Raw genomic sequence first — 25082 nt, forward strand, 5'->3', positions numbered from 1 at the left:
TTTGTACGCTCAGCATCGATTCGCACACATGGAGTAAGGGCGTCCGGTCGTCCGAACCCACGTCCAGGGAGCAGACGTTGACGTTTCACGCGCCGCCCTGTTCCACTGAGCACATGCGCCCTCAGCCGCGGCTGGTAACCCGCGACCACATCGACTTCGGTCGTGTGTGGTCGGCGGCGTGTTGCGCCTGACATCGATCAGGCCCGCCACACACCATCCCCTTACAGCTGAAGAGGCGTATCACCGTGCCCGTAGAGTTCCTCGGCATAGCCGCGACCAACGAGGGTTCCGAAGTCACCGTCCGCTCTGGGGCGTCCTTCGACAAGGACTACACACTGCGGCTCGCCCGCGCCCACGAGGACCACGGATGGGACCGCGTCCTCTTCGCGTACGGCTCCGGCTCCCCCGACCCGTCCCCGGCGGCCGCCTACATCGCCGCGCGCACCGAGAAGATCCAGATCCTGGTGGCGCACCGGCCGAACGTCTCGTACCCCACGTTCGCCGCGAAGACCTTCGCCACCCTGGACCGCATCAGCGACGGCCGCCTCGCGGTCCACTTCATCACGGGCGGCAACGACCACGAGCAGCAGCGCGAAGGCGACTTCCTCACCAAGGACGAGCGCTACGCCCGCACCCGCGAGGCCATCCAGATCATCAAGAAGGCCTGGACGTCGCACGAGCCGTTCGACCACGAGGGCACGCACTACCGCTTCCGCGACTTCGTGAGCGACACCTTCCCGGTCCAACAGCCGCACCCGCAGGTCTCGTTCGGCGGCTCGTCCCCGGCGGCGTACGCGGCGGGCGGCGCGGAGGCCGACATCTACTGCCTGTGGGGCGAGCCCCTCGCCGAGACCGCCCAGCAGATCGAGTCGGTCAAGGCCGCGGCGAAGGCGGCGGGCCGCACGGACGTGCCGCGCATCCAGGTCGCGTTCCGTCCGATCATCGCGCCGACCGAGGAGCTGGCCTGGGAGAAGGCGCACGCCACGCTGGCCCGCATCAGGGCCCGCAAGGCCGGCAGCCCGCTCTCCCGCCGCCACCCGCTGAAGAACCCGGAGAACGCGGGCTCCCGGCGCCTCCTCGCGGCAGCGGCCCAGGGCGAGCGCCACGACCGCGCGCTGTGGACCCCCACGGCGACGGAGACCGGCGGCGCCGGCAACTCGACGGCGCTGGTCGGCACCCCGGAAACAGTGGCCCAAGCCCTCCTGGACTACTACGACTTGGGCGTGAACATCCTGTCGGCCCGCGGCTACGACCTGCTCGACGACGCGATCGACTTCGGCCGCCACGTGATCCCGATCGTCCGCGAAGAGGTGGCGAAGCGGGACGCGTCCCGCGCGGCGGCGGCGTAAGGAACAGCCGAAGGGCCCGGGACGCTCGGTCCCGGGCCCTTCGGCCTTGCTCCGCGGACGCGCTCTAGCCCACCGACGAGTAGGCCACCACGCCCCGCAGCAACTGGTCCACGGCCTTGCGCGCGTTGCGCGCCACCGTCGACGACGCGTCGTGCGGGGCCGCCGCCGCGATCTGCCCCAGCACGTCGATGACCTGCTTGCACCAGCGGACGAAGTCCCCGGCGGGCATCTCGGCCTCCCGCAGCACCTCGTCGAGGCCCTTGCCGGACGCCCACTGGTACGCGGCCCAGGCGAACCCGACATCGGGCTCGCGCTGACCGACCCCCTCCGCCTGGTTGATCCGGAACTCCTCCTCCAGGGCGTCGAGCCGACCCCAGATCCGGACCATCTCACCCAGCGCGGCCTTCGCCTTCCCCGACGGCACCTTGGGTGTGAGCGCGTCGTCGGAGACCCGTGCCTCGAACACCAACGCCGAGACGCACGCGGCGAGTTCGGCCGGGTTCAGGTCGTTCCACACCCCCTCGCGCAGGCACTCGCTCGCCAGCAGGTCCAGCTCTCCGTAGAGCCGTGCGAGCCGCTTGCCGTGCTCGGTGACCTCGTCGCCGCGCAGGTAGTCCATCTCGGTCAGCAGTTTCACGATGCGGTCGAAGGTGCGCGCGATCGTGTTCGTGCGGCCCTCGATCCGGCGCTCCAGCTGCCCGGTGTCCCGCAGCAGCCGGTGGTAGCGCTCGGCCCAGCGGGCATGGTCCTCCCGCTCGGAGCAGCCGTGGCAGGGATGGGCCCGCAGCTCCGCCCGCAGCCGCGTGATCTCGCGGTCGTCGGCGGCCGGTGCCCGCCCCTTGCGGTGCCGGTCGGGCACGATGTGTCCGGCCTTGGTGCGCAGCGCCGACGCCAGATCACGGCGCGACTGCGGCGAGCGCGCGTTGAACGACTTCGGGATCCGCATCCGCTCCAGTGCCTCCACGGGCACCGGGAAGTCGATCGAGGCCAGCCGCTTGACCTGGCGCTCCGCGGTCAGCACCAGCGGCCGCGGGCCGTCGTGGTGCTCGAACCCGCGGTGTCCGTTGGTCCGCCCGGCCGGCAGCCCCGGGTCGAGCACGAGCGCGAGACCCGCGAACTTGCCCGTCGGTACGTGGATGACGTCGCCGGGCTTGAGCTTCTCCAGCGCAGCGGCCGCCTGCACACGCCGCTGGACCGCACCCTGCTTGGCCAGCTCCGTCTCGCGGTCCTTGAGTTCGCGGCGCAGCCGCGCGTACTCGTCGAAGTTCCCGAGGTGGCAGGTCATGGACTCCTTGTAGCCCTCGAGTCCCTCCTCGTTCTTCTGCACCTGACGCGAGATCCCGACCACCGACTTGTCGGCCTGGAACTGCGCGAAGGAGGTTTCGAGCAGCTCGCGCGAGCGGTGCCGGCCGAACTGCTCGACCAGATTCACCGCCATGTTGTACGAGGGCTTGAAGCTCGACTTGAGCGGATACGTGCGCGTCCCCGCGAGCCCCGCGAGGTGCTCCGGGCTGAAGCCGCGCTGCCACAGCACGACGGCGTGCCCCTCGACGTCGATGCCCCGGCGGCCCGCGCGCCCCGTCAGCTGCGTGTACTCACCGGGGGTGATGTCGGCGTGCTGCTCCCCGTTCCACTTGACGAGCTTCTCCAACACCACCGATCTGGCAGGCATGTTGATGCCGAGCGCCAGCGTCTCGGTGGCGAAGACGGCCTTCACGAGCCCACGGACGAACAGTTCCTCGACGACCTCCTTGAAGGTCGGCAGCATGCCCGCGTGGTGGGCGGCGATCCCGCGCTCCAGCCCTTCGAGCCACTCGTAGTACCCCAGAACATGCAGGTCCTCGTCCGGGATGGAGGCCGTCCGCGCCTCGACGATCTCGCGGACTCTGGCCCGGGCCTCCTCGTCGTTCAGCCGCAGCCCCGCGAACAGGCACTGCTGCACCGCCGCCTCGCACGCGGCGCGACTGAAGATGAAGGTGATGGCGGGCAGCAGACCGGCGGAGTCGAGCCGCTCGATGACCTCGGGCCGGCCCGGCGTCCAGATCCGCGAGCGCTGGCGCCGCTCCCGCTCCCTGTCGGCCTCGCGCATGGCACGCCCGCGCCGCCGGTCCTGGTAGGAAGGACGGCTCGCCTCCATGCGCGCCATCCGCGTGAGGTCCGGGTTGACGGCCTTCCTGCTGCCCTCACCCTCCTCGAAGAGGTCGTACATCCGGCGCCCGGCGAGCACGTGCTGGAAGAGCGGCACGGGCCGGTGCTCGGAGACGATCACCTCGGTGTCGCCGCGCACCGTGTCGAGCCAGTCGCCGAACTCCTCCGCGTTCGACACCGTGGCCGACAGGGAGACCAGCGTCACGGACTCCTGGAGGTGGATGATCACCTCTTCCCATACGGCGCCCCGGAAACGGTCGGAGAGGTAATGCACCTCGTCCATGACCACGTAGCCGAGATTGATCAGCGCCTGCGAGCCCGCGTACAGCATGTTGCGCAGCACCTCGGTGGTCATCACGACCACGGGTGCGTCACTGTTCACACTGTTGTCGCCGGTCAGCAGGCCGACCTTGTCGGCGCCGTAGCGCTTGGCGAGGTCCTGGTACTTCTGGTTCGACAACGCCTTGATCGGCGTCGTGTAGAAGCATTTCTTGCCCTGCTGAAGGGCGAGGTGCACGGCGAACTCGCCGACGATCGTCTTGCCCGAACCGGTGGGTGCGGCGACCAGGACGCCCTTGCCCGCCTCGAGCGCCTGACACGCCTCGATCTGGAAGGGGTCGAGGCCGAAGTCGTACATCTCGCGGAAGGAAGCGAGCGCGGTGGCCTGCTCTGCGGCCCGCTGACGGGCTGCCGCATACCGCTCGGCCGGGGAGAGGTCCTCTGTCATCGTGCTTTCGAGCCTACCGGCCACCACTGACAACGGACGATCATTATCCGGTAAGGACGCGCACCGCCCCCGGCACGCACTCGGCGACCATCGGCAGCGGCCCGACCGGTTCCCCGTCCGCGTAACCCGTGACGCCGGCGGCGTCCGCGGTGGCCAGCTCGACGCGCGCCGCCCGGTAGGAGCTGACCACGGGGTGCGTGAGATGCGTCCCCTTGTAGACGCGTGGGAACACGCGCAGCAATGTCGTACGGGAGCACTCCCCGACCACGGTGATGTCGAACAGCCCGTCGCTCATGTCGGCGTCGGCACAGATCCGCATGCCGCCCCCGTACGACGTGCCGTTGCCGACGGCGACAAGGGTCGCGGCGATCTCGCGCACGGAGCCGTCGTCGAGCGTCAGGCGGAACGGCACGGGCTTGAACGCGGCCAGTTCCGCGAGGATCGCCAGGTCGTACTTGAAGCGGCCGAGCGGCAGCCGCATCCGGTTGCCGCGGTCGTTGACCCGGGAGTCGAAGCCGGAGGCGAGCACGGTGCCGAACCAGTGGCCGCCGATCCGCCCCAGGTCGATGGAACGGATCAGCGCTCCCTTGAGGGACTCGGCGACGAGCGCGCCCGCCGCGGCCGGCTCACGCACGGGCAGTCCCAGGGAGCGCGCGAAGTCGTTGCCGGTGCCGACGGCGACCACTCCGAGCGGGGTACGCGTGCCGGCGACGGCCTGCAGGGCGAGGTTCACCAGACCGTCCCCGCCGACGGCCACGAGGGCGCCGGTGCCCCGGGACACCGCGGCACGCGCGCGTACCAGTGCGTCGGCGGCGTCCTCCCCGATGACGGTACGCACGGAGAAGCCGGCCGCCCGCAACGCGGAAGCGGCCGGCTGCGCGGCGCCCGCGCCCCGGCCGCGTCCCGCGGTGGGATTGACGAAGAGGGTGATCTCGCTGGTCACGGGCCGGACCTTAACAACTGTCCGGCCACGAGCGGGGGTTGCCTCAGGTCACATCGTCGTAACCGTTGATCCGGTTGTTCTCGCCGGTGGACTGCTCGGGCAGCGACCGGGTGGCCGAGACCGGCTCCACCTCGTCGATGTCCTCGGGGGTGAGATCGAGCTCGGACGCCTCGTCGTCGCCGGGGCCCGCCGCCTCGATCCGACGCCTGCGACGGTCGTTCAGCAAGGAGAAGGCCGTCGCCGCGAAGTACAGGACCCAGATCGGCCCGGCGAGGGCGAGCATGGTGAGCGGGTCCGTGCTGGGCGTGGCCACCGCGGCGAAGACCGTGATGCCCATGATCATCCCGCGCCACCAGCCGAGCATCCGCTTGCCGGTGATCACGCCCGTGAGGTTGAGCATGACCAGGAGCAGCGGCAGCTCGAAGGAGAGACCGAAGACGATGACCATGCGGGTGATCAGGTCGAGCAGATCGTCGAGCGGCAGCTGGTTGTCGATGTTCGCCGGCGAGAAGTCCAGCAGCACCCGCGCCATCGTCGGCAGCGTCTTGTACGCGAAGAAGGCGCCGCCGAGGAAGAGCGGTACGCCGGTCGCCACGAAGCCGGTGGCGTACTTCTTCTCATGCTTGTGCAGGCCGGGCGCGACGAAGCCCCACAACTGGTAGAGCCAGATCGGGGAGGCCCCGATGACGCCGGCCATCAGCGACACCTTCAGGGCGAGCGTGAAGGGCGTGATCAGGCCGTTGAGCACGATGCGGGCGCACTGCTCGTTGGCGTCCTTGTTCTCGACGGCCTTGGCCGTGAGCTCCGAGAAGGTCTTGTCACAGCCGACGGAGTCCAGCACCGGGTTCGTGAAGAACTCGATGATGTCCTTGTAGTAGAAGGCAGCGACGATCGTGACGACGAGGATGGCCAGGACGGCCTTCCCGAGCCGGTTGCGAAGCTCACGCAGGTGCTCCGCGAGTGGCATCCGCCCCTCGGGGTCCTTTTCCTGCTTGCGGGCAGAGTTGAGCAACCCACGTCCTCATCTCGTGCGACAGGCCGCCGTGGCAGTGACGGCCTTCGATCAGCTCTTGATCAGCTCTGCGTCGTCTGGTTGGTCGGCTCGGACACGGGGCGCGAGCTGGTCACGTCGCCCGGGGAGGCCTGGATGGTGCGCTGGGCCGGCGGCTGCTGGTCGTCCTGCTTCGGCGGGTCCGAGGGAGCGGCATCCTTGTTGCCACCCTCACTCTTCATGGCCTTGGCCTCGCTCTTGAGGATGCGGGCCGACTTGCCGAGCGAGCGCGCCATGTCCGGAAGCTTCTTCGCGCCGAACAGGAGGAGGACGACCACGAGCAGGATGATCAACTCGGGGGCGCCGATCTTTCCACCGAACATATGCGTTTACCTTCTCACTGAGGCGGCAGGGGCGGGACTGCCGGTACCGATCGGACCTCGGACTGTTGTCCGACCACCGTGCTGGCAGCGATCGTATCCCGTGGGGGTGAACAGGGGGCAATCCCTGTGCGTACTCCCAGTTGCGGCCCGCGCCTCACTACCAGGCCACCTAAGGGAGCGTACCCGCCCGGCCTGGGGATCCGACAGGTCACAGCGGTAAAGCGCTTTCCATCCCGCACCACACAGCACCGGGCCCTCAGACGGCGTCGCCGCCGGCCTTCGCCACGCTCACCGCGGCCCGCTCCAGCTCCTCGGCGGCGCGGTTGATCTGCTGTGTGGTGTCGGCGACTTGACGCCCGAGGCGCTGCGCCTCGACGAACACCTTGATCGCGAAGACGGCCAGCACGGCAAGTCCCACGAAACCCACAGCCACGGCCAGCATCGCCCAGAACATGCGCCGAGCCTAGACGGTCTGGTGGAGGCGGAGCGTGCGCACCCCGCCACCGGTGAGCAGTTCGATGATGCGCTCACCGGCGGGCTTGCGGACCGCGGTCCCGCACTCGGGGCAGGTGAAGGAGTAGAAGGTGGTGCGCCGGCTGGCCCCGATCGCCAGCCGCAGCGCGGTCGCGTCCAGTTCGAAACGGGCGCGGCAGTCCGGGCAGGCCGCCTTGAAGACGACAGGCGCCGGAGCGGCGACCGTAGCGGACATCGTGGCGATATCAGTGAAACCGGCCACACCAGTCATTTTGACCACCTTCGCACCTTTCATCACTTCTGCGCCGTACGTCCCCGAGGCCGTGCCCAACTTCCTCACGCGGCCCCGTCGTACGCGGCCAGCGCCTGCCGCGCCGCGTCCCGCGCGCTGGTCGCGAGCTCGGCCGGCGCCACGATGTGCCCGTCCCTGCCCAGCCGCAGCGCGAGCCGGCGCAGCGAGGAGGGGTCGGGCGTACGCAGTGTGATCCGCAGACCACCGTCGGCCAACTCCTCGGCGCTGTCGTGCGGGTAGTACTCGGCGACCCAGCGCCCGCCGGGCCCGACCTCGACCACCACCTCGGGGTCTTCGGCCGCGGGCTGCACAAGTCCCTCGGAGAGATCACGCAGTTCGACCTCGGGCGGCGCCGCGGCCTCGTCCAGGACCCGGATCTCGGCAACCCGGTCGAGCCGGAACGTACGCCGCGCCTCGGACCTGCGACACCACGCCTCTACGTAGGTGTGGCCGACGCTGACCAGCCGGATCGGGTCGATCTCCCGCTCGGTGACCTCGTCGCGTGCGGGCGAGTAGTAGCGGATCCACAGCCGGCGCCGCTCGGAGATCGCACGGTCGACGTCCGCGAAGACGCCGCCCTCGGACTCGAAGGTGACGTTCAGGCGCGCGCTCGCGCCCGCGACCTCACCGGCCGCGGCCTCCAGCTTCGCGGTCGCGCGCAGCAGGGCGAGGCGGTCACTCTCGCGCAGCCCCGGCAGCGTGGCCACCGCACGCGCGGCCACCAGCAGCGCGGTCGCCTCGTCGGCGGCGATGCGCAGCGGCTCGGCCACGTCGTCCGGGTTGTGCCACCAGATGCGGTCGCCGTCGGTGTCGATGTCGAGGAGATCACCGCCGCGGAAGCTGGTCCCGCACAGCGGCAGCACGTCCAGGTCGGAGATCAGCTCGTCCTCGGTGATGCCGAAGGCCCGGGCGACATCCTCGACGCGCGCGCCGGGGCGCTCGCGCAGGTACGTCACCAGCGACAGCATCCGCCGGGTCTGGTCGATGGCATGGGAAGCCATACGGTTGTTATCCCCCTCAGCCCTTGGCCACGGCGCGCAGCCGGTCCACGACATCGGCCCGCAGCTCGGCGGGCTCGAGCACGACCACGTCGGGGCCGAACTCCACGAGCCAGGCGTCGAGCCCGTGCCCGTACGGGATCTCCAACTCGTCCCAGCCGTCGCCCAGTTCCCGTACGGAGACGGACTTGGCGCGCAGCGGGTAGCCCGCGCCCGTGCGCAGCCTGATCAGCGCCGAGCGCGTGGCGCTCTCCCCCGCCCAGCTCGCGACGGTCTCGCGTACGGTCACCACGTCCGGTACCGGCGCCTTGAACTGGCCGGCACGCGAGCGGACCTTGCCGGTGATCCGGGACAGCCGGAAGACCCGCTCGGCCTGCCGGTCGCGGTCCCAGCCCGCCAGGTACCAGTGGCCGCGCCAGCACTCCAGGGCCCACGGCTCGACGTGCCGGGGCTCGGGCCGGGCGGCGGTCGCCTTGCGGTAGTCGAAGACGACGGGCCTGCGGTCGCGGCAGGCCAGCATCAGCGGCTCGAAGGACGCCTCGTGCACGGGGATCCGGGGTTCGAGCGCGCCATGGCTCTCGTACGGGTCCACGTCCTCGGGCATCCCCGCGGCGCGCAGCTTCTGCAGGGCGCCGCTGGCGGCGCCGGCGAGGCGGGCCTGCTGCCACACCTTCGCCGCGAGACCGAGCGCGGCGGCCTCCTCGCCGTCGAAGGTGACGGGCGGCAGCCGGTTGCTGTCCCGGCGGGCGAGATAGCCGACCTCGCCGTCCAGGTTCTCCACGGTCTCGATGACCAGGCCCAGCTCGCGCAGATCGTCCTTGTCGCGCTCGAACATCCGGTTGAAGGAGTCGTCGTTGCCCGCTTCCAGGTAGGCCTCGATGGACCCCCGCAGCTCGCGCTTGCTGAGCGGCCGCCGCGTCCCGAGCAGACACAGCGCCAGATTCATCAGCCGCTCGGCCTTGGCAATGGCCATCGACGCCCTTTCCTCATGTAGCTCCCGACGGATGACCGTACCGCTCGGGGGTGTACTGGCAAAAGCCGAGGGCAAGAGGTGCGTCCCGAAGGGGCCCGGTTGAGGGTGGTGGAGGGAGACGGGAGGGCCCATGCCTGTTGGCATGGGCCCTCCGATGACCGCTTGCGGTCGATGTCCGACGAACTCAGACGGCGATCAGGTCACAGACGAAGATCAGCGACTCACCGGGGGCGATGCGGCCGCCGCCGGCGCCGCGGTCGCCGTACGCGAGGTGCGCGGGGATGGTCAGCCGGCGACGGCCGCCGACCTTCATGCCCTCCACGCCCTGGTCCCAGCCCTGGATGACCTGGCCGGCACCGAGCTGGAACTGCAGCGGGTTGCCGCGGTTCCAGGAGGCGTCGAACTCCTCGCCGGTGGAGAAGGCCACGCCCACGTAGTGCACGGAGACGGTGGCGCCCCGCTTCGCCTCGGGGCCGTCGCCCTCCCAGAGGTCCACGATCTCCAGGTCCGTCGGGGCCGGGCCCTCGGGGAAGTCGATCTCGGGCTTGTCGATGCTCACGTGAAATGCTCCTGCTTGTTGGCGTTTGGGCAACCGGGACAGTCTGCCATTCCCCCCGCGGTCAGTGCGCCGCGAGGATGTCCACCACGAAGACCAGCGTCGAGTTGGCCGGCAGGGTCTCGCCCTTGGCCTCCTTGCCGTACGCCTGGTCGGCCGGGATCACCAGGAGCACCCGGTCACCGACGTGCTTGCCGACGATGCCGGTGTCCCAGCCCTTGATGACCTGGCCCTGGCCGATGGCGGTGGAGAACGGCTGGCCCGTCTTCCAGGAGGAGTCGAACAGCTCCGCCTTCTCCTTGCCCTGGTTCAGCTTCCACGCGGCACCGCTGTACTGCATCGTGACCGTCTGGCCGCTCTTGACCTCGGCGCCCTTGCCGTTGATGAGGACCTGGTCGACGAGCTTCTTCGGCGGGTCGTTCTTCGGGACGGAGATCGTGGCCGGCTCTTCCTTGTCGGCCTTGATCTGCGGCAGGTCCGAGGGGATCGCGGCCTGCGTGCCCTCGGCCTTCTTCGGGATCACCTTGCCGACGTCGAGCGCGAAGACGAGCGTGTCCGTGGCGGAGATGCCGACCTGGGAGTTGCCCTGACTGCCGAAGCCGGCCGCCGGCGGCGCCACGACGAGGACGCGGCTGCCTTCCTTCTGACCGACCACGGCCTGCGCGAACGCCGGGAGCTGACCCTCCGCGCCCGCGGTCACCATCTGGTCGCCGCCGCCCTGCGCGCCGTACGTGGTGCCGAGGTCCTTGCCGCCCTTCCAGAGCTTGCCGGTGAAGTTCATCGACACCAGGTCGTTCTTCTTCACCTCCGCGCCGTCGCCCTCGGAGAGGGTGTGCACGACGAACTTGCCGCTCGGGTCGCCCTTGGGCAGCGTGATCGTCGCCTTCTTGCCGACGTCGCCGGTCACCTTCGGCATCGGGGCCGCGGTGTCGACCGCCTTGGGCACCTCGGCCGCCTTCGGCGACGCGGACGAGGAATCCGCCTTGTCCGTCGCGTCCTTCTTGCCGTCGTCGCTGCCGCAGGCCGTCGCGGTCAGCGCCAGTGCCGGCACGATCAGTAGAGCTGCAAGTCGGCGTCGCACAGTGATCCTCAAGTCGCTCGAGTACGGTTCGGCCACTCTAGGCCCTCGCTCCCCTTTTCCAAGGACGGCCGAAGGGCCTCGTACGAATGATTCGTACGAGGCCCTTCGCCGGATTGGCCGAACCGGGACGAAGCCGTGAGTGCGGCTACATACCGGCGATCAACTTCTCCACCCGGTCGTCCACACTGCGGAACGGGTCCTTGCACAGCACAGTGCGCTGCGCCTGGTCGTTCAGCTTCAGATGGACCCAGTCGACCGTGAAGTCACGGCGCTGTTCCTGGGCCCGGCGGATGAAGTCGCCGCGAAGCCGCGCACGCGTGGTCTGCGGCGGTACCGACTTGCCCTCGAAGATCTTCAGGTCATTGCAGATCCGAGCGGCCTGGCCCTTCTTCTCCAGGAGGTAGTAGAGGCCTCGGCGGCGGTGGATGTCGTGGTACGCGAGGTCTATCTGCGCGACCCGCGGATGCGACATGGTCATGTTGTGCTTGGCCCGGTACCGCTCGATGAGCTGGTACTTCATGACCCAGTCGATCTCGGTGCCGATGCGGTCGAGGTCCTCCGCCTCGATCGCGTCGAGCGTGCGGCCCCACAGTTCGAGGACCTGGTCGACGGTGCCCGTGCGGATGCCGCGGCGCTCCACGAAGTCCACGGCCTTCTCGTAGTACTCGCGCTGCACTTCGAGAGCCGAGGCCTCGCGGCCGCTGGCCAGACGCACCTTGCGGCGGCCCGTGATGTCGTGGCTGACCTCGCGGATCGCCCGGATCGGGTTCTCCAGGGTCAGGTCACGCATCACCGTGCCCGCTTCGATCATGCGCAGCACCAGGTCGGTGGCGCCGACCTTGAGGAGCATGGTCGTCTCGGACATGTTCGAGTCGCCGACGATGACGTGCAGGCGCCGGTAACGCTCGGCGTCCGCGTGCGGTTCGTCCCGGGTGTTGATGATCGGCCGGGAACGCGTCGTCGCGGAACTGACGCCCTCCCAGATGTGCTCGGCCCGCTGGCTCACGCAGTACACGGCACCGCGCGGAGTCTGCAGCACCTTGCCCGCGCCGCACAGCAACTGACGCGTGACCAGGAAGGGAATGAGGATGTCCGCGAGCCGCGAGAACTCCCCGTGCCGTGCCACCAGGTAATTCTCGTGGCAGCCGTAGGAGTTTCCAGCCGAGTCGGTGTTGTTCTTGAACAGGTATACGTCGCCTGCGATTCCCTCCTCGTGCAGGCGTCGTTCGGCGTCGACGAGCAGGCCTTCCAGAATGCGCTCGCCCGCTTTGTCGTGGGTGACCAACTCGGTCACGTTGTCACATTCCGGTGTTGCGTATTCCGGATGCGAACCCACGTCAAGATAGAGACGGGCACCGTTCCGCAGAAAGACATTGCTGCTGCGGCCCCATGACACGACACGGCGGAAGAGGTACCGCGCCACCTCGTCAGGAGACAGGCGTCGCTGTCCCCTGAACGTGCATGTGACGCCGTACTCGTTCTCCAGCCCGAAAATGCGGCGGTCCATGACTGAACATTACGCCCGATCCCCCGAGCTGAAACGGGGTTCGACAGCACGGTTTGGATCATTTTCCGATATGGCCGCGACACGCCCGGACGTGCGCGGGGCCGCGAGAACCCGCCCCGTGGCCAGCAGCACGAGCAGCGCGAGGGCCCCGGTGGCCGCCGGCACGGTGAACCCCCACCGTGTGCCGCCCCATTCGACGACCGGCCCCGCGACGGCCGTCCCCACGCTGGCCCCGACCGTGAACGTCGTCACGAGCCAGGAGAACGCCTCCGTCACCGTCCCCTGCGGCGCGTGCCGGTCGACGACGATGAACGCGCAGGCGAGCGCCGGCGCGAGGAACACCCCGGCGACGGCGGTGAGCGCCACCATCGCGACCGGCCCCGGCACCAGCGTCAACGGCACGTAGAACAACGCCAGTAGTGCCACCAGCCACCGAAGTCGCGCCTCCGGGGCGCCACTCCACTGCCGCGCGCCGTACACGACTCCGCCCACGAGGGCGCCGAGCCCGAGCGCCGCCATCATCCAGCCGTACACCGCATCGCCGCCATTCCTGTCCCCGTACGAGACCCCGGCCACGGTGATGGAACCGAGCGCGAGTCCGATGAACAGGAAGGTGGCGAGCAGGACGAGCAGGCCCGGTGAGCGGAGCGCGCCCAGCCAGTGCGCCTCGCGCGGCGCCGAGCGCCACTCGCGGGAGGGCTTCGACACCACCACGGAGAGGGCGCCGAGCACCCCGATGACGTTCAGGACGACGAGTGCGGCCTGCGCCGACCACAGTGACACGCAGACGGTCACCAGCAACGGGCCGACGGTGAACATGACTTCCTGCGCGATCGCGTCCATCGCGTACGCCGTGTGCACCTGGTCCTCGCGCGAAAGGACGCTCGGCCACAGTGCCCGCAGGCCGCCCTCCAGCGGCGGCGTGAACAGTCCCGCCGCGGCCACGGCCCCGTACGCCCACACGGGTGAGTCGGTGCCGACGAACGCGAAGAGGCTCATCGCGAGGGCCGACAGGACAGCGGCCGGCAACTGCACCTTCGGCTGGCCGCGCAGGTCGACGAGGCGGCCGAGGACCGGCTGACCGATCGCGTTGGCCACCCCGTACACCGCCGCGAGTGCGCCGGCCAGCGTGTAGGTGCCGCCCTCGGCGCGGACGAACAGCACGATGGCGATCGCCGCCGTCGCGTTCGGCATCCTGCCGACCAGCGTGCCCGTGAGCAGCCGCATCGCGTGCCGCGCCCTGAGGATCTCCGCATATCCCGCGGCCATCGCCCGCCCCCGCCTGAAGTGTTACGTATAACGTCGCGGGGTTATACGTACCACGCACCGGGCCCGGGGAGCCACCCGATACCGTCGACCACCCCGGGACACGACACACGGAGGCAGCAGTGACCAGCGGTACGGACGGAGCGGCGACCGCCCGCCCCACCAGCCGGGACGTGGCCCGCGCCGCGGGCGTCTCGCAGGCCGCCGTCTCCCTCGTCATGGGTGACAAATGGCGCGGCCGGGTCTCCGCGGCCACCGCCGACCGCGTCCGCGCGGCCGCCCGCGACCTCGGCTACCGCCCCAATCTCGCCGCCCGCAACCTCCGGCTGGGCCGCACCCGCACCGCCCTGCTCGTCGTCCCGGCCCTCACCAACGAGTTCTTCGCGGGCGTCTACACCGGGGCCGCCCGCATCGCGGCCCGGCACGACTTCGGTGTCGTCCTCTACCCCTCCCCCGACGGTGTCGGCCCCGCCCGCGACCCGTTCCCCTCCGCCAGTGCCGCTCTGGACGGCATCCTGGCCTCCTCCATGGCCGCCGACGCCGTGGCCGCGCTGCGCGGCGACGACCTGCCTCTCGTCATGCTCGACAGCGACCCGGCCGGCAGCCTCGGCGCCACGACCGTGAACCTCGACCTCGCCGACGGCACCCGGCAGATCGCCGGCCACCTGCTGGACCTCGGCCACCGGCACTTCCTGCACATCGCCTCGGCGGTGCGGTCCTGGACCTTCGACGTACGCGCCCACGAGCTGGCCGCCAGAACCGCCCAGGTGCCCGGCACCACGGTCCGCACCGTCCGCTCCGCCCTCACCGTCGAGGACGCCCTGGCGGCCACGCAGCGGGCCCTGCACACCTCCGGTCCGGTCCGGCCCACCGCGATCGTCTGCGACGACGACAAGCTCGCCACAGGCGCCTACAAGGCCATCCGGCGCCTGGGGCTGCGCGTCCCCGAACACTTCTCGGTCACCGGCTTCGACGACCTCTCACTGGCCACCGCCGTCGAACCCGAACTCACCACGGTGCGCCTGCCGGCCGAAGAGTTCGGCGAACGGGGCATGGCGGCGCTCCTCGCCGTCCTGGAAGGCCGCGAACCCGAAACCGCGCCCCTTCCGGTCGAGTTGGTCGTGCGCGGCTCCACAGCGCCTCCACCGCGCACCGAGTCCTGACATACGTGTGTGCCCCGGCCGGTTCGGAAACCGGCCGGGGCACACACGTATGACGGACTGCGGACTACTCCCCGGCGGAATCGTCGTCGGAGGCGTCGTCGGACACCGCGTCGGACGCGGCCTTCGACGTCTCGGCGGCGCCCTCGGCCGTGAGCAGCCGCGACAGCTGCCGTCCCGCGATCCGCTTGAACTTGCGCTGCTGCGGCCGCTTGCGGTCCAGCACCGCCACCTCGAGACGCTCCGCGGGGATCTCCCGCTCGCTCCCGTTCGTATCCCGCGACAGCGCCTGCACGGCCAGCTTCAGCGCCTCGGACAGCGACATGCCGTCCTGGTGCTGCTGGTCGAGGTAGTTGCTGATCTGCTCGGCGTTGCCGCCGACCGCCACCGAGCCGTGCTCGTCCACGATCGATCCGTCGTGCGGCAACCGGTAGATCTGGTCCCCCTCGGAGGTCTCCCCGACCTCCGCGACGACCAGCTCCACCTCGTACGGCTTCTCGGCCGCGCTGGAAAAGATGGTGCCCAGCGTCTGCGCGTACACGTTCGCCAGACCACGGGCCGTCACATCGTCACGGTCATACGTGTAGCCACGCAGATCCGCGTACCGAACGCCCCCGATACGCAAGTTCTCGTACTCGTTGTACTTGCCGGCGGCCGCGAAGCCGATCCGGTCGTAGATCTCGCTGAACTTGTGCAGGGCACGGGACGGGTTCTCGCCGACGAACACGATGCCGTCGGCGTACTGCAGCACGACCAGGCTGCGACCGCGGGCGATGCCCTTGCGCGCGTACTCCGCGCGGTCGGCCATCGCCTGCTGGGGTGAGACATAGAACGGCGTCGACACCGGCTATCCGTCCCTTTCTGTCAGTAACGCGTCAGTGGGCAAAGAGGAGCGAACGGGCGGCTCACAGCAGAGCGGCTCGCGGACCGTCCGGCTGCTCCAGGCGCCGCTCGAGAATCGAGCGGGCGATCTGCGCCGACTCGTCGTCCGTCAGACGCCGGAACCCGTCCTCCGAGATCACCGTGACGATCGGGAAGATCCGCCGCGCCATGTCCGGACCACCCGTGGCCGAGTCGTCGTCCGCCGCGTCGTACAACGCCTGCACGACCAGCGTCGTCGCCTGCTCCTCCGTCAGGTCCTCGCGGTAGAGCTTCTTCATCGCCCCGCGCGCGAAGACGGAACCCGAACCCGTGGCGGCGTAGCCGTGCTCCTCGCTGCGCCCGCCCGTGACGTCGTAGGAGAAGATGCGGCCCTTCTCGCGGTCGACGTCGTACCCGGCGAACAACGGCACGACGGCCAGCCCCTGCATGGCCATCGCGAGGTTCGACCGGATCATCGTGGACAGCCGGTTCGCCTTGCCCTCCAGCGACAGCTGGGCGCCCTCGACCTTCTCGAAGTGCTCCAGCTCCAACTGGAAGAGCTTGACCATCTCGACGGCAAGACCGGCGGTGCCGGCGATGCCGACGGCCGAGTACTCGTCCGCCGGGAACACCTTCTCGATGTCCCGCTGCGCGATCACGTTCCCCATCGTGGCCCGCCGGTCGCCGGCGAGCACGACGCCTCCGGGGAACGTCACGGAGACGATGGTCGTGCCGTGCGGGGCCTCGATGACACCCTGCGTCGGCGGCAACTGCCGGTTGCCCGGCAGGATCTCGGGCTGATGCTCGGACAGGAAGTCCATGAAGGACGACGACCCGGGCGTCAGGAAGGCCGCCGGCAGACGCCCGGTGCTACGAGGGTTGGCTTCCACGCGTTTCCTTCCACGTAAATGCAGTTGAAGCACAGTACGCCACGGACCCTACCCATCTCGTGGCGGTGATCCACATGTGCGGCCGGAGCCGTGCGAAAACGCATCGCGGGCTCCGGCACGCACAAGGGGAACCATCGGGTCGAAGCCCGGAGTGACCTACTGGCCACCCTTCTGCACGAAGGAGCGCACGAAGTCCTCTGCGTTCTCTTCCAGGACGTCGTCGATCTCGTCCAGAACCGAGTCGACATCGTCGCTCAGCTTCTCCTGGCGCTCCTTGAGGTCGTCGGTCGCCTGCGCGTCCTGTGCCTGCTCCTCGACCTCCTCGGTGGAGCGCGTCGCCTTCTGCTGTCCGCCGCCGGTGTCCTTGGTCGCCATATCCAGCTCACCCCGCTCGGTTCGACATACACGTCGTACGTGTCGTACAGGCCGTTCGTGATCAGAACCCTACAAGTCGGGTCCGACATCGGCCCCGCAGTTTGTGGAACGTGCGGGACCCATCTCTGTGATTCCCCTGCCGCCGGCCTTTCAGCCGCGGATCAGCCGCCGGACAGTACGCGCACCAGATCCTCGGCGGTCCGGCACCGGTCGAGCAGCTCTTTCACGTGGTTTCGCGTTCCGCGAAGGGGTTCGAGGGTTGGGACCCGTTGCAGTGAGTCGCGGCCGGGCAGGTCGAAGATCACCGAGTCCCAGGAGGCCGCGGCGACGTCGTCCGCGTACTGCTCCAGGCAGCGCCCCCGGAAGTACGCCCGGGTGTCCTCGGGCGGCGCCGTACGGGCCCTCTCGACCTCGTCCTCGGTCAGCAGGCGCTTCATCTTGCCGCGGGCCGCGAGGCGGTTGTACAGGCCCTTCTCGGCCCGTACGTCGGCGTACTGGAGGTCGACCAGGTGCAGCCGCGCCGCGTCCCAGTCGAGGTTGTCCCGGCGCCGGTAGCCCTCCATGAGCTCGCGCTTTGCGACCCAGTCGAGCTCTCCGGAGAGGCTCATGGGGTCGGTCTCCAGGCGGCCGAGGACGTCCTCCCAGCGCGTCAGGACGTCCTTGGTCTGGTCGTCCGCGTCGGCACCGAAGCGCTCCTCGACGTACTTCCTGGCGAGCTCGTAGTACTCCATCTGCAGCTGGACCGCGGTGAGCGTGCGTCCGCTACGGAGAGTGATCAGATGCTGGAGCGAGGGGTCGTGGGAGACCTGGTGGAGGGTGCGGACCGGCTGGTCCACGGCCAGGTCGACCGCGATGAAGCCGTCCTCGATCATGGAGAGCACCAGGGCCGTCGTACCGAGCTTCAGGTACGTCGAGATCTCGGAGAGGTTCGCGTCGCCGATGATCACGTGCAGCCGGCGGTACTTCTCCGCGTCCGAGTGCGGCTCGTCGCGGGTGTTGATGATCGGGCGCTTGAGCGTGGTCTCCAGGCCGACCTCGACCTCGAAGTAGTCCGCGCGCTGGCTGAGCTGGAAGCCGTGCTCGTGTCCGTCCTGACCGAGGCCGACACGGCCCGCACCGGTGACGACCTGACGGGAGACGAAGAACGGCGTCAGGTGGCGCACGATGTCCGAGAAGGGGGTCTCCCGCTTCATCAGGTAGTTCTCGTGCGTCCCGTAAGAGGCGCCCTTGTTGTCGGTGTTGTTCTTGTAGAGGTGGATCGGCTGGGCGCCGGGCAACTGGGCCGCGCGGTCGGCCGCCTCCGCCATGATGCGCTCGCCTGCCTTGTCCCACAGGACGGCGTCGCGGGGATTGGTGATCTCCGGGGAGCTGTACTCGGGGTGCGCGTGGTCCACGTAGAGGCGCGCCCCGTTGGTGAGGATGACGTTGGCCAGGCCGATGTCCTCGTCGGTGAGCTGGCTGGAGTCGGCGGACTCGCGCGCGAGGTCGAAGCCCCGGGCGTCGCGCAGCGGGTTCTCTTCCTCGAAGTCCCAGCGGGCGCGGCGGGCCCGGTGCATCGCCGCCGCGTACGCGTTGACGATCTGGGACGAGGTGAGCATGGCATTGGCATTGGGGTGGCCGGGGACGGAGATTCCGTACTCCGTCTCGATGCCCATTACTCGCCGTACGGTCATGCGGCCCTCCTTGCCCGGCGCCGCCCTCGGTCGGGGGCGGCGCTCAAGTACCGCTGGTTCTCCGGTGCGTGTGCGGTGCCCGTCCCCGCACGGCGCGACTCGGCGGCATTGAAGAGCCTAGAACGCCTCTGCGCTGGTGGGGAGATCATTTGCGTCATTGCTTCGCTCCGACGTCGAGCGGGGGGCCCGGTGGTAGTTGCCTGGAAAAACAATGGGCTGCGGGCACCCGGTACGGGCACCCGCAGCCACCCTGTCTTTTACAGGTACTGACCGGTGTTCGCCACCGTGTCGATGGAGCGTCCGGTGTCCGCGCCCTGCTTTCCGGTGACAAGGGTGCGGATGTAGACGATCCGCTCGCCCTTCTTTCCGGAGATCCGGGCCCAGTCGTCCGGGTTAGTAGTGTTGGGCAGGTCCTCGTTCTCCTTGAACTCGTCGATGCACGCCTGCAGGAGATGAGAGACCCTGAGGCCCTTCTGCTTCTGCTCGAGGAAGGCCTTGATGGCCATCTTCTTGGCGCGGCCGACGATGTTCTCGATCATTGCGCCGGAGTTGAAGTCCTTGAAGTACAGAACTTCCTTGTCGCCGTTGGCGTACGTGACTTCCAGGAAGCGGTTCTCCTCGGATTCCGCGTACATGTGCTCCACGGCGGTCTGAATCATGTTGTGGACCGTGGCCGCCCGGTCGCTGCTGTGCTCGCCGAGGTCGTCGGCGTGCAGCGGCAGGCGCTGGGTGAGGTACTTCCCGAAGATGTCCTTGGCCGCTTCGGCGTCCGGGCGCTCGATCTTGATCTTCACGTCGAGTCGTCCGGGCCGCAGGATGGCGGGGTCGATCATGTCCTCACGGTTCGAGGCACCGATCACCACCACGTTCTGCAGGCCTTCGACACCGTCGATCTCGGCGAGCAGCTGCGGGACGATGGTGTTCTCCACGTCCGAGCTGACGCCTGAGCCACGGGTGCGGAAGAGGGATTCCATCTCGTCGAAGAAGACGATGACGGGAGTACCCTCGCTGGCCTTCTCACGGGCACGCTGGAAGACGAGGCGGATCTGCCGCTCGGTCTCGCCGACGTACTTGTTGAGAAGCTCAGGACCCTTGATGTTGAGGAAGAAGCTCTTTCCCTGGCCCTGTCCGGTCACCTCGGCGACCTTCTTGGCAAGGGAGTTGGCGACTGCCTTGGCGATCAGGGTCTTACCGCATCCGGGGGGCCCGTACAGCAGCACGCCCTTCGGCGGCCGCAGTTCGTGCTCCCTGTAGAGGTCCGGGTAGAGGTACGGCAGCTCGACCGCGTCGCGGATCAGCTCGATCTGGTTGCCCAGGCCGCCGATCTGCTCGTAGCCGATGTCCGGGACCTCTTCGAGGACGAGTTCCTCTACTTCGCTCTTCGGTACGACCTCGTAGACATAGCCGGAACGGGATTCGAGAAGCAGCGCGTCGCCGGGACGGATGACGACGTCGAGCAGCGGCTCGGCGAGCCGGACCACCCTCTCCTCGTCGGTGTGCCCGGTGACCAGGGCGCGCTCGCCGTCCTCGAGGATCTCCTTGAGGGTGACGATGTCGCCGACGCTCTCGTACTCCATGGCCTCGACCACGTTGAGCGCTTCGTTGAGCATTACTTCCTGGCCGCGCCTGAGCTCGTCGAGCTCGACGCTCGGGCTCACGTTCACACGGAGTTTGCGGCCGCCGGTGAAGATGTCGGCGGTACCGTCCTCATTTGCCGTGAGGAAGACTCCGAAGCCGGCCGGCGGCTGCGCGAGCCGGTCGACTTCTTCCTTGAGGGCCACGATCTGGTCGCGGGCCTCGCGGAGTGTGTTGGCGAGCCGTTCATTCTGAGCGGACACGCCGGCCAGGTTGGTCTGCAGCTCGACGATCCGCTCTTCGAGAATCCTCGTATGACGCGGAGAGTCGGCGAGCTTGCGCCGCAGGACGGCGATTTCCTGCTCGAGATAGGCAATCTGCCCGGCGGGGTCGTCGGACCCTCGTCCCGGGCGGATGCCGCGGTTGATGTCGTCGTCGTGGGCTGCCACGGTCCTCACCTCCTCCAAGGGGAGCTGGACGCTTCCAGACCCTACCTGGGTGGGTGTTGATTGAAACCCCTAGATCACAAAGACGGTCGAGGTGTGTCCGATCTTCACCCTTGCGCTCTCCCTCACGTCAGGTGAATACCCACCCAACAACATCGGAAAGCGGACGGTTGTAGGGTCGAACTGTTCAACACCCGTCAGGCCCGGCCCGACTTGCTCCTGTGAAGTCGAATTTCCGGGCCACGACGCAGGAAACGGCAGGAGACATGACCGTGCAGCAAGAGGCCGGATCCGGCACCGACAGCAGTGTTCCGCTGGAGGTGTGGATCGACCAGGACCTGTGCACCGGTGACGGGATCTGCGCCCAGTACGCGCCGGAGGTCTTCGAGCTGGACATCGACGGTCTCGCCTACGTGAAGAGCGCGGACGACGAGCTGCTGCAGGACGCGGGTGCATCAACACCCGTACCGCTTCCGCTTCTCACGGATGTCGTGGCGTCCGCGAAGGAGTGCCCGGGTGACTGCATCCATGTACGACGCGTTTCGGACAGCGTCGAGGTGTACGGTCCCGACGCGGCGTGACGGCCAGGTGACCGCCCGCACCGACGACGAGGGGCCCCGCATACCGGAATGCCGGTGTGCGGGGCCCCTCGCGCGGGTTCAGACGCTGCTGGCCCGGGCCGGGGTGGAGCGGACGAACCGCCCGCCCTGCCACTGCCACTTGGCCTTGTCGTGGACGTCCGGGCGGTAACGCGGGACCTCGTCGGAGGAGTAGCCGTCGAGGGTCGCGGTGACGGCTCCGTCCCGGACGCCGAAGGCGCTGACGGAGAATCGGTCCTTCGGGTCCAGGAGCGTGGCGACGATCCGCGGCTTGGCCCCGGCGGGCTGGGTGAGGACATAGACCCCGTTGGGCGGGGTACCGGATCCGGCGTCGCAGCGGACGACGGCGACCGTCTCGGGTCTGCCGTCGCCGTCGAGGTCGCCGGAGGCCTTCTTCTGCACGACGACTTTGACCGGGCCGCAGTTGAGCGGGAAGTGGACCGCGGCCGGATCGGGCGGCGCGACGGCCTGGGAAGTGGTGCCGGGCGTCTTGGATTCGGCCTGGGCGGCGGTGGCGGCGCCCGGCTGGAGGAAGCCGGAGGCCGCGACGACGGCGGCGAGCGCGGCCGCGGTGGCCAGCCAGTGGATGGGACGGGTGGTGGTGTGCGCCAGTTCCGGGACGGCGGGTTGCTGCACTAGGAGTGTCTCCCGTGAGGGCTGTGCCGGTGGGGATGGCCTGCATCGTGCCATACGTCACAGTGCGGGGGAACGCCGGGGCAGGCGTTTTCCGGAGTGGCTTCTGGTTGTGGTGCTGCCGCTGTGCCAACGAACGGACGCCGCCGCCGAGTTCCCGTAGGCGGTGGGGAACTCGGCGGCGGCGCCGGTGCGTTGTGCGGTTGTACGTTCCGGGGGCGACGGCTCAGCGGCCGCGGTTGCCGCCGTCGGCGTTCGGGCCGTCGTAGTCCTCGCCGTACGCGCCCTTGGCGGGGCGGCGGCGGCGCATGGGCGGCTCGACGCCGTCCGCGAGGCGGCGGGCGGTCAGCAGGAAGCCGGTGTGGCCGATCATCCGGTGGTCGGGACGGACGGCGAGGCCCTCCACGTGCCAGTTGCGGATCATCGACTCCCACGAGGTGGGCTCATTGAAGCAGCCGATCTCGCGGATGGACTCGACGGTGCGGGCGAGCTGCGTGGTCGTGGCGACGTAGCAGCACAGGATGCCGCCGGGGACGAGCGCCTTCTTGACGACGTCCAGGCACTCCCACGGGGCGAGCATGTCGAGGATGACGCGGTCGACGTCACCGTCGGTCAGGTTGTCCTGGAGGTCGCCGACGGTCAGCTGCCAGGCCGGGTGCGGGCCGCCGAAGTAGCGCTCGACGTTGCCCTTGGCGATCTCGGCGAAGTCCTCGCGGCGCTCGTACGAATGCAGCATGCCCTCGTCGCCGATGGCCCGCAGCAGGAAGCTACTGAGCGAGCCGGAGCCCACGCCCGCTTCGACGACGCGGGCGCCGGGGAAGATGTCGGCGAAGGCCAGGATCTGCCCCGCGTCCTTGGGGTAGACCACGGCGGCGCCGCGGGGCATGGACAGGACGTAGTCGGGGAGCAGGGGGCGCAGCGCGAGGTAGGCGACGTTTCCGGTGGTGCGGACAACGCTGCCCTCGGGAGCGCCGATCAGCTCGTCGTGCGGGAAGGAACCCTTGTGGGTGTGGAAGTTCTTCCCGGCCTCGAGCGTGAACGTGTAGTGGCGGCCCTTGGGGTCGGTCAGCTGTACCTGGTCCCCGACCTTGAAGGGCCCGCGTCGGCGGGCGGCACCGGTCGGTTCGGACATGTGACCAGCCTACCGGGCCTGGCGGTGGCCGCCGACCACGCGGGTTCCCGGGTGTTCTAGGAGGGGCGGGCCATCGCCTTCACGAAGGCGCGTTCGACGTCCGCCGCGGAGAGTACGCCGTAGATCGCGCCGTTGTTCTCCACGACGAGGTACTCGGTCGCGGGGGCGGCGCGGAGGGTGTCGAGGAGGTCCTCGCCGGCCAGTTCGGCGGAGACGCGCATGCCGTCGGTGAGGTCCTGGGCGAGGCCGCTGACGGCGACCCAGGGGCGGCGGTGTTCGGGAACGCCGACGATGGCTGCCTCGCGGACCAGGGAGCGGGGTTCGCCGTCGACGTCGACGACGACGAGGGCGCGGGCTCCGGACTCGTTGGCGCGGCGCAGTGCTTCGGAGAGCGGGGTCGCCGCTTCCACCGGGACGGCGCGGCGGGTGAGGGTGCGGGCGCGCAGCTCCGGCAGGTGTTCGCGCAGCCGGGCCATCCGGAGGCTGTTGCCGGCGCCGGTCCAGATGATCGCGGCGAGGATGGCGGCGAGCAGGGCGTCGGTGACGGTGTCCATGCCGCTGACGTCCTCGGCGTTCTGGCCGAGGGCGCCGGACTGGGTGAGCAGGGGCAGGCCGATGAGGACGGTGACGGCGAGGGCGCGGCCGACCCAGGCGGCGGCGACGGTGCCGCTCATGGGTTTGCCGGTGATCTTCCAGACGACGGCGCGGAGCATGCGGCCGCCGTCGAGGGGCAGGCCGGGCAGCAGGTTGAACGCGGCGACGATGAGGTTGGACACCATCAGGCCCGCCAGCAGCACGCCCGGGACGGTGCCGGGCTCGACCGCCATCATCCCCAGGTAGAAGACGCCGGACAGGACGAGGGAGAGCAGGGGCCCGACGAAGGCGAGGACGAACTCGCGGCCCGGGGTCTCCGACTCCTTCTCGATCTCGGAGACCCCGCCGAAGAACTGCAGCATGATCCGGCGGACCGGGAGCTTGAAGCGCAGGGCGGCGACGACGTGGGCGAGTTCGTGGACGAGCACGGAGGCGTAGAACGCGACCGCGAAGAAGAGGGAGACCAGGTAGCGGGCGGCGCCGAGTTCGGGCAGGACGCGGTCGAGCTGGCCGCCGAACACCCAGGTGATGAGCGCTGCCACGAGGAACCAGCTGGGCGCGACATAGACCGGCACGCCGAAGGGGCGCCCCATGAGAATGCCGCCCCGGGGCTCGGGCCGCTTGGCCGGCCCCTTGCGCTGGCGCCTGCCGGAGGTGGCGGCGCTGCGGTCGGGGTGGGTGTCGTACGGGTGCGCCGGGGTCGCGTCCCGCGGGTCCGGGGACGGGGCCGCTTTGACCTCGGTGGAGTCACCCGGGCCGGACTGTGCGGCCGCGTTGGCCGGGGTGGAGTCGCCCGGGCCGGGCGGCTCAGCCGAGGGGCTCTGGCCCGCGCTGGGGTTCTTGGCCGCGGAGTCCCCCGGCCCGGAGGCTTCGGCCGAAGGGCCCTGGCCCGCGCCGAAGCCCTCCCGGGCGGAATCGGCCACGGGCTGCTGCGGGGACGCGTCTGCGGAGACCGGCGCGGAGCCACCCGGCCCGGACGGACCGGACGAAGGGCCCCGGCCCGCGCCGAAGCCCTCCCGGGCGGAATCCGCCACGGGCTGCTGCGGGGACGCGTCTGCGGAGACCGGCGCGGCGTCGTCCGGCCCGGACGAAGGGCCCCGGCCCGCGCTGGAGTCCTCGTGGGCGGGATCGGCCGCGGGCTGCTGCGGGGAGGTGTCTCCGGCGGCCGGTGCGGCGTCATACGGCTCGGCCGAGGGGGTCCGGGGCGCGCCGGGGGCCTCGTTGGTGGGGTCGGCCGGGGTGGGTGGCGCGGTCGGGTGGGGGTGGGCGGGACGCCTCCCGGTGTCCTGCGTGGGCGGCGTCGCCTCGCCGGTGCCGGACTGCGGCTGCCCGCTCTCGTCCACGGTGATCCCTCGGTCCCCTCGTTCGAGCGTCTCCCGCCGGAGCGGGACGTTCTGGCGTCGATGGTATGCGGACGGTGTCCGGCAGCCCCGGGCGACTCCCCCGGGCCACGCTA

23 protein-coding genes and 1 pseudogene are annotated in these 25082 nt (G+C 69.6%); 3 read left to right on the plus strand and 21 right to left on the minus strand.

The annotated features are described in order from the left end of the window. Positions 1-245 precede the first annotated feature (245 nt). Positions 246-1349, plus strand: coding sequence for an LLM class flavin-dependent oxidoreductase (locus AB0J02_RS19650; protein WP_363194969.1), 1104 nt, complete (start codon positions 246-248; stop codon positions 1347-1349). A 64-nt stretch (positions 1350-1413) separates the two neighbouring features. On the opposite strand, the gene AB0J02_RS19655 is transcribed toward AB0J02_RS19650, so the two are convergent. From AB0J02_RS19655 to AB0J02_RS19710, 12 genes are all read right to left on the minus strand, one after another. Beyond that, positions 1414-4224, minus strand: a complete 2811-nt coding sequence (locus tag AB0J02_RS19655; RefSeq protein WP_363194970.1) for a DEAD/DEAH box helicase — start codon at positions 4222-4224, stop codon at positions 1414-1416. 43 nt (positions 4225-4267) lie between these two features. Beyond that, positions 4268-5167, minus strand: coding sequence for a diacylglycerol kinase (locus AB0J02_RS19660; RefSeq protein WP_363194971.1), 900 nt, complete (start codon positions 5165-5167; stop codon positions 4268-4270). 43 nt (positions 5168-5210) lie between these two features. Then, the gene (gene tatC, locus AB0J02_RS19665) at positions 5211-6179 is read right to left on the minus strand and encodes a twin-arginine translocase subunit TatC (protein WP_363194972.1); all 969 of its coding nucleotides are present in this window, start codon (positions 6177-6179) and stop codon (positions 5211-5213) included. A gap of 62 nt (positions 6180-6241) precedes the next feature. Beyond that, complete coding sequence (tatA, locus tag AB0J02_RS19670; RefSeq protein WP_363194973.1) at positions 6242-6541, minus strand: Sec-independent protein translocase subunit TatA; 300 nt, start codon at positions 6539-6541, stop codon at positions 6242-6244. Positions 6542-6797: 256 nt separating this feature from the next. Further along, positions 6798-6995 (minus strand): hypothetical protein, encoded by a 198-nt coding sequence (locus tag AB0J02_RS19675; RefSeq protein WP_363194974.1) that lies wholly within the window; start codon positions 6993-6995, stop codon positions 6798-6800. Between the two features lie 9 nt (positions 6996-7004). Then, positions 7005-7250, minus strand: coding sequence for a hypothetical protein (locus AB0J02_RS19680; protein WP_363195188.1), 246 nt, complete (start codon positions 7248-7250; stop codon positions 7005-7007). A gap of 101 nt (positions 7251-7351) precedes the next feature. Beyond that, the gene (locus tag AB0J02_RS19685) at positions 7352-8308 is read right to left on the minus strand and encodes a WYL domain-containing protein (protein ID WP_363194975.1); all 957 of its coding nucleotides are present in this window, start codon (positions 8306-8308) and stop codon (positions 7352-7354) included. 16 nt (positions 8309-8324) lie between these two features. Continuing rightward, positions 8325-9278: a WYL domain-containing protein gene (locus AB0J02_RS19690; RefSeq protein WP_363194976.1), complete on the minus strand. Its 954-nt coding sequence runs from the start codon at positions 9276-9278 to the stop codon at positions 8325-8327. Between the two features lie 184 nt (positions 9279-9462). Continuing rightward, a complete protein-coding gene (locus AB0J02_RS19695) occupies positions 9463-9837 on the minus strand; it encodes an FKBP-type peptidyl-prolyl cis-trans isomerase (RefSeq protein ID WP_363194977.1) in 375 nt (124 codons plus the stop codon). A gap of 61 nt (positions 9838-9898) precedes the next feature. Next, complete coding sequence (locus AB0J02_RS19700; protein ID WP_363194978.1) at positions 9899-10915, minus strand: FKBP-type peptidyl-prolyl cis-trans isomerase; 1017 nt, start codon at positions 10913-10915, stop codon at positions 9899-9901. A gap of 145 nt (positions 10916-11060) precedes the next feature. Next, a complete protein-coding gene (pafA, locus tag AB0J02_RS19705) occupies positions 11061-12422 on the minus strand; it encodes a Pup--protein ligase (RefSeq protein ID WP_363194979.1) in 1362 nt (453 codons plus the stop codon). A 9-nt stretch (positions 12423-12431) separates the two neighbouring features. Continuing rightward, positions 12432-13691, minus strand: coding sequence for an MFS transporter (locus tag AB0J02_RS19710; RefSeq protein WP_363194980.1), 1260 nt, complete (start codon positions 13689-13691; stop codon positions 12432-12434). A 119-nt stretch (positions 13692-13810) separates the two neighbouring features. Here AB0J02_RS19710 and AB0J02_RS19715 point away from each other — a divergent pair, with 119 nt between their 5' ends. Further along, complete coding sequence (locus AB0J02_RS19715; RefSeq protein ID WP_363194981.1) at positions 13811-14851, plus strand: LacI family DNA-binding transcriptional regulator; 1041 nt, start codon at positions 13811-13813, stop codon at positions 14849-14851. A gap of 64 nt (positions 14852-14915) precedes the next feature. On the opposite strand, the gene prcA is transcribed toward AB0J02_RS19715, so the two are convergent. From prcA to arc, 6 genes and pseudogenes are all read right to left on the minus strand, one after another. Further along, on the minus strand, positions 14916-15692 hold the full coding sequence (prcA, locus tag AB0J02_RS19720; RefSeq protein WP_363194982.1) for a proteasome subunit alpha: 777 nt from the start codon (positions 15690-15692) through the stop codon (positions 14916-14918). A 61-nt stretch (positions 15693-15753) separates the two neighbouring features. After that, a complete protein-coding gene (gene prcB / locus AB0J02_RS19725) occupies positions 15754-16599 on the minus strand; it encodes a proteasome subunit beta (protein WP_363194983.1) in 846 nt (281 codons plus the stop codon). Then, positions 16551-16688 (minus strand): annotated as a pseudogene (locus AB0J02_RS19730) (endonuclease domain-containing protein); the annotation flags it as partial. The gene prcB and the pseudogene AB0J02_RS19730, both read right to left, overlap by 49 nt. A gap of 67 nt (positions 16689-16755) precedes the next feature. Then, the gene (locus tag AB0J02_RS19735; protein ID WP_037739193.1) at positions 16756-16974 is read right to left on the minus strand and encodes a ubiquitin-like protein Pup; all 219 of its coding nucleotides are present in this window, start codon (positions 16972-16974) and stop codon (positions 16756-16758) included. A 161-nt stretch (positions 16975-17135) separates the two neighbouring features. After that, the gene (gene dop / locus AB0J02_RS19740) at positions 17136-18647 is read right to left on the minus strand and encodes a depupylase/deamidase Dop (RefSeq protein ID WP_363194984.1); all 1512 of its coding nucleotides are present in this window, start codon (positions 18645-18647) and stop codon (positions 17136-17138) included. A gap of 257 nt (positions 18648-18904) precedes the next feature. After that, entirely contained in the window at positions 18905-20671 is a 1767-nt protein-coding gene (gene arc, locus AB0J02_RS19745) for a proteasome ATPase (RefSeq protein ID WP_363194985.1), read from the minus strand. 263 nt (positions 20672-20934) lie between these two features. Between arc and AB0J02_RS19750 the strand changes: the two genes are divergently transcribed. Next, positions 20935-21249 (plus strand): ferredoxin, encoded by a 315-nt coding sequence (locus AB0J02_RS19750; RefSeq protein ID WP_363194986.1) that lies wholly within the window; start codon positions 20935-20937, stop codon positions 21247-21249. 78 nt (positions 21250-21327) lie between these two features. Here AB0J02_RS19750 and AB0J02_RS19755 read toward each other — a convergent pair whose 3' ends face one another. The 3 genes from AB0J02_RS19755 to AB0J02_RS19765 form a co-directional block, all read right to left on the minus strand. Continuing rightward, positions 21328-21903: a hypothetical protein gene (locus AB0J02_RS19755; RefSeq protein WP_363194987.1), complete on the minus strand. Its 576-nt coding sequence runs from the start codon at positions 21901-21903 to the stop codon at positions 21328-21330. Between the two features lie 223 nt (positions 21904-22126). Continuing rightward, positions 22127-23032: a tRNA (adenine-N1)-methyltransferase gene (locus AB0J02_RS19760; RefSeq protein ID WP_363194988.1), complete on the minus strand. Its 906-nt coding sequence runs from the start codon at positions 23030-23032 to the stop codon at positions 22127-22129. Between the two features lie 56 nt (positions 23033-23088). Continuing rightward, entirely contained in the window at positions 23089-24969 is a 1881-nt protein-coding gene (locus AB0J02_RS19765) for a site-2 protease family protein (RefSeq protein ID WP_363194989.1), read from the minus strand. Positions 24970-25082: the final 113 nt, after the last annotated feature.

The organism is Streptomyces sp. NPDC050264 (assembly GCF_040655895.1).
Taxonomy (GTDB): domain Bacteria; phylum Actinomycetota; class Actinomycetes; order Streptomycetales; family Streptomycetaceae; genus Streptomyces.